Here is a 2,431-nt window from a genome sequence, read left to right on the forward strand (position 1 = left end):
ACAGGATATAGTCAATCAAATTGACTATATGATAGTAATAGAACAAATAATGATTTATCTAAATAAAATCAATGAATTATGGAGGTTTCACATGGTTAATATCGTTAAAATTAGAGGGAGTGTATTTGCACCGTATACTTTGCTGAAACCTATTCAGGATCCTGCAACAGGAAGAGCGTTTGAATATGCTGGAGATGCACGTGAATTTACACCATATGCTGTGAACACAAAGCGTTCAAGATTAGAACAAGAAGTGAATATTGATTTTTATAAAAGAGAAATTTTCACATATGCAGATGCTTGTATCGTCACTGTGAAAATTACAAATCCAGATGGCTCAATTGAGTATCAAAAAGGAGAAACAAGTACAGAAAACATTGCATGTACAAATATTGTATGGAGTGAAGATGAAGTTTCATTTGAAATGAGAGCAAGTGCAAGTAATCCTTTAAACGCGGCAGCACCTGCAGCTGATTATTTTTTGACTATACGAGTTAATGAAAGTGGTACTGTGCATGTTGAAGGTGTACATGATGGTTTCCCTTGCTATGAATTTTATAAACAAATAGACTTTGGTTCATTTGAATTAATATATACACATGATTTCAGAGAAACGGATGATACCTCAGCAGCACTAGCTGGAGAAATGGAATATAGCTTTAAAACGACAATCTAGATATAAATATAGCGCTATTTTTCAGAAGGAAGTAGCAAACGTAAAAGCGAAAGCTATTGATTATGGGAGCGAAATTGTGGTCTGTTTTATTCAATAGTATGCAGTATTTAAAATAATATTATAGAGGTGTTTCTTATGACTAATATCGTTAAAATTAGAGCCAACGTATTTATTCCAATGTCTTGGACAGAACCGCGGAAGGATGCACAAACAGGGAAAGTAATCCAATTCGAAGGTGATTCACGTGAGTTTACACCACATGCGGTAAATACTATGCGCTCTAGAGTTGAGCAAGAGGTAGTAGTAGATTTTTATAAAGAAGAAGTGTTTTCATATGCGAACACGGGTGTCACGACAGAGAAGATTACAAATCCAGATGGTTCTGTGAATAAAAGAACAGGAAAAGCGAGTACTGAAAATATTGTGTGTACTCATATTGTATGGAATTCTGAGGGTGTGCAATTCAAAATGAGTGCAAGTGCTAGTAATCCGTTAAATGTGTATGCACCTCCTGTGGACTATTTATTAACTGTATGTGTGAAAAAGAATGGCAGTATCGATATTCAAGGAGAACATGATGGATTCCCTTGTTTCGAATTTTATAAGCAAGTAGATTTCGGTTTATTTGAACAAATTTATACACATGATTTTAGAGAAACTGGTGATACAGCTGAAGCATTAGGCGGAGAAATGGATTATAGTTTTGCAAAGAGATTATAGGAAGTATGACAATGGAACGAGGGGTTACTTCATTCGTAAATGAAATGAATTTTTTGTAGTAGATATATTGTATTAGTCATATTATCCCCATGTTTGAAGCTCGTATAGTTATAAATATGGGATAAAAAGAAATGTGAGGAATGTATATGACAGTGAAAATTAGAGTTTATTCTGATTTTATTTGTCCATTTTGTTTTTTAGCTACTGCCCCTTTAGATGGGGTGCAAAGGAAAAAGATGTAGAAATAGAATGGATGCCACTTGAATTACGCCCTATCCCGCATCTTAAAGTTAAACCATGGAAATTGCCTTATGTGGTAGAAGCTTGGAGCTCGTTCATTCATCCTACTGCTAAAAAATTAGGAATAGAAATGAAATTACCTCGTTTATCGCGTCCGTATACTCATTTGCGATATTTACGTACCATGAAACAACTAATTACACTGTCTACAACTGAAATTCTCTTTGATTTCGAATGCCTTACAAACAAAATATTAGCACAAATGTTCGTGTGACGGTATAATTATAAGTATCTTAAAATTAAAGGAGGTCTTGCCTTATGAGTCAAAGAATTTCCTACTATGATGTTGCACCTGATGGCATGAAAATTATGATGGATATGGAGAAGTACACTAAGAAGTCTACAATTAATCGAATTACTAGAGAACTTATAAAGATTAGAGTCTCTCAAATTAACGGTTGTGCTTTCTGCATAGATATGCATACATCCGATGCTCGTAAGATGGGTGAAACCGAACAACGAATTTATTGTTTGAATGCTTGGAATGAATGTGATTTTTATACACCTGAAGAGAAAGTTGCTCTTGAACTATCTGAGCATATTACTCTAATTCCTACTAAAAGAGTTCCTGAAGACCTATATAAGCGAGTACGTGAACACTATGACGAGAAACAATATGTTGACCTTGTTTTGGTAATCAATCAAATCAACAGTTGGAATAGAATTTCTATTGCAATGGGAAATACAGCAACTAAAAAATAATTGCTCTCAACGAACGGAAAATAAGAATAAAAT

Annotated in this window: 3 protein-coding genes and 1 pseudogene; all 4 read left to right on the top strand. The window is 34.2% G+C overall.

All coding sequences use genetic code 11. The features are described from left to right. The first annotated feature begins 91 nt into the window (after positions 1-91). The gene (locus tag AB3X48_RS21150; RefSeq protein ID WP_002159204.1) at positions 92-676 is read left to right on the top strand and encodes a DUF3238 domain-containing protein; all 585 of its coding nucleotides are present in this window, start codon (positions 92-94) and stop codon (positions 674-676) included. A 135-nt stretch (positions 677-811) separates the two neighbouring features. Further along, entirely contained in the window at positions 812-1,396 is a 585-nt protein-coding gene (locus tag AB3X48_RS21155) for a DUF3238 domain-containing protein (protein ID WP_016103783.1), read from the top strand. 146 nt (positions 1,397-1,542) lie between these two features. Then, positions 1,543-1,811, top strand: a pseudogene (locus tag AB3X48_RS21160) (DsbA family oxidoreductase); the annotation flags it as partial. Between the two features lie 143 nt (positions 1,812-1,954). Beyond that, the gene (locus AB3X48_RS21165) at positions 1,955-2,398 is read left to right on the top strand and encodes a carboxymuconolactone decarboxylase family protein (protein WP_002010721.1); all 444 of its coding nucleotides are present in this window, start codon (positions 1,955-1,957) and stop codon (positions 2,396-2,398) included. Positions 2,399-2,431 lie beyond the last annotated feature (33 nt).

The sequence above is a fragment of the Bacillus sp. S4 genome, from assembly GCF_040838205.1.
Taxonomy (GTDB): Bacteria; Bacillota; Bacilli; order Bacillales; family Bacillaceae_G; genus Bacillus_A; species Bacillus_A cereus_U.